1 protein-coding gene and 1 pseudogene are annotated in these 2,456 nt (G+C 63.1%); both read right to left on the reverse strand.

Going from position 1 to position 2,456, the window contains the following annotated elements; translation table 11 throughout:
• Nucleotides 1–1,905 (reverse strand): biotin carboxylase N-terminal domain-containing protein (locus RTM06_RS19785; protein ID WP_312184463.1); only part of this gene is annotated, 1,905 nt, incomplete at its 3' end.
• A gap of 2 nt (nt 1,906–1,907) precedes the next feature.
• Nucleotides 1,908–2,456: pseudogene (locus RTM06_RS19790) on the reverse strand (allophanate hydrolase); the annotation flags it as partial.

A 2,456-nucleotide genomic window follows, 5' to 3' on the forward strand; every position in this document is an offset into this window, starting at 1 on the left:
GCCGATGCGCCATTCGGTGCCGTAATGCGGCACCAGCGCATGATCGAGCGCCTGCGGTGCGCTGACCGGCGCGGGCGTGGTGCAGGCCGCGAGCTGCGGCTGGGAGATCGGCAGCATGTCGGCAACGCGCAAGGTGCGTCCGGCGTGGCCGCCAAACTGACCGAGCGAGAAGGTGGATCGACTGCCGAGATATTCCGGCACATCGAACCCGTTGCGCACCGCTAAGTAGGTGCGACAGCCGCTCTGCGCGCGGCCCAACGTCAGCGTTTGTCCTGCTTTGACGCTGACGGGCTGCCAGTACGCAATGCTTTCGCCATCGACGTCGGCTGGGCAATCGGCGCCAGTTAAGGCGATGATGGCATCGCTGTGGAAGCGCAGCGTGGGGCCTTGCAGAGTGAATTCCAGACCAGCGGCGCTGTCGTGGTTGCCGACAATGCGGTTGGCGAGGCGGAAGGCGAAATCGTCCATTGGACCGGACGGCGGCACGCCAATATCCCAGTAGCCGAGGCGGCCAGGGAAATCCTGAATGCTGCTGAAGGTGCCGGGTTGCAGCACTTCAATCACGCTGGCGGCGGGCGTGAAGCTATCAAGGAAGCGCGTCCACACGTTGCCGCTGCGGAAGGCGTCGGTGGCGACGATCTGGCGCAGATAATCGAGGTTGGTGGCGATGCCATGCAGTTGCGTGGCGGCCAGCGCCTGCTGCATCTTTTCCAGTGCCGCTTCGCGCGTGTCGGCATGCACGATTAGCTTGGCGACCATCGGATCGTAATACGCCGAGACTTCGGTGCCGGTATCGATCCAGCCATCGACGCGCACATCATCCGGTAAACAGACGCCGGTCAACACGCCCGGACTTGGCTGGAAGTTTTTCAGCGGATCTTCAGCGTAGATACGTACTTCAATCGATGCGCCTTGCGGAGCCTGTTGCAGGCGCGCCCAGTCGATGGCATCGCCCGCAGCCACTTTCAGCATGCACTCAACCAGGTCGAGGCCGGTGACGCACTCGGTGACTGGATGCTCAACCTGCAGGCGGGTGTTCACTTCGAGGAAGTAGAAGGCGTCCTGTTCGGCGTCGTAGATATATTCCACCGTTCCGGCGCTGCGATAATTCACCAGTTCGCCTAGGCGAACGGCGGAAGAGAGCAAGGCTTCACGCGTCGCCTGCGGCAGATTCGGTGCCGGCGTCTCTTCCACTACTTTTTGGTTGCGGCGCTGCAGCGAGCAGTCGCGTTCGCCGAGCGCGATCACTTTGCCGCTGCCGTCGCCAAAAATCTGTACTTCAACGTGGCGCGCGCGGTCGATGCAGCGTTCTAAAAACACGCCCGCATCACTGAAGAACTGCTCGCCCAGACGGCGCACGCTTTCCCACGCATTGCCCAGCGCATCGGCGTCGGCGCAGCGCGTCAGGCCAATGCCGCCGCCGCCCGCGGTGCTTTTCAGCATCACCGGATAACCGATGGTGTCGGCGGCGCTCAAGGCTTCATCCAGCGAACTCAGCAGCGGCGTGCCCGGTGTCATCGGCACGCCCGCGCTGGCGGCTAACTCACGCGCGCGGTGTTTCAGGCCAAATTCGCCAATCTGCTGCGCGGTCGGGCCGACAAAGGCGATGCCAGCTTTTTCACAGGCATCGGCAAACGGCAGGCTTTCTGACAGGAAACCGTAGCCCGGCCAGATGGCTTCCGCGCCGGTTTCCTGTGCGGCGGCGAGGATTTTATCGATGCGTAAATAGCTGTCGCTGGCTTTGTCGCCGCCGAGGGCGATGGCGACATCAGCGTCTTTGACGTGGCGCGCGTTGCGATCGGCATCGGAATAGACGGCAACGCTTTTCACGCCGAGGCGTTTTAAGGTGCGGATGGCGCGGCAGGCGATTTCGCCACGGTTAGCAATCAGAACGGTGCTGAACATGCTTATTTACTCCCCTGAGAAGCCAGCCAGTTGCGCCAGCCGCCAAATTCGGTAATTTCCAGCGCCTGCGACAGCACGGCCGGTTCACAGATAAAGCCTTTGACGATGCGTCCGTCGGCCAGCGTCAGCGAGCCAATGCCGAGCGGGGCCGGGATTTCCGCCACGAACTCGCCAAAGCGCGCCAGCGGGATATCCCACAGTTCCACGGTGATCGCCGCACCGCTTTCACCACGCAGCAGGCCCGGCTTCTTAATCGGGCCATCGAGCAGGGCGAACAGGCGGTAATTGCTGGCGGTTTGCGTCTCTTCGACTAACACCGCCTGGCGTGTAGTGAGCTGGAAGTTGAGCGGCATGCCGGTGAGGTGCGCGCCCACCACCGCCACGCGGACGTGATCGGCGGACACTGGCAATGCGCTTTGCTGAGCAGGCTGCGCTTTGCCGGTGGCGCCGAGCGGCAGCGCCATCTGCTGTTGCCAGCGCACACCAAAACCGGCCAGCGCGCGATCCTGCCAGGCAGGCGCAATCAGCGTGATGCCGGCGGGCAAACCATC

The sequence above is a fragment of the Pantoea sp. CTOTU46764 genome (assembly GCF_031974595.1).
Taxonomy (GTDB): Bacteria; Pseudomonadota; Gammaproteobacteria; order Enterobacterales; family Enterobacteriaceae; genus Pantoea; species Pantoea trifolii.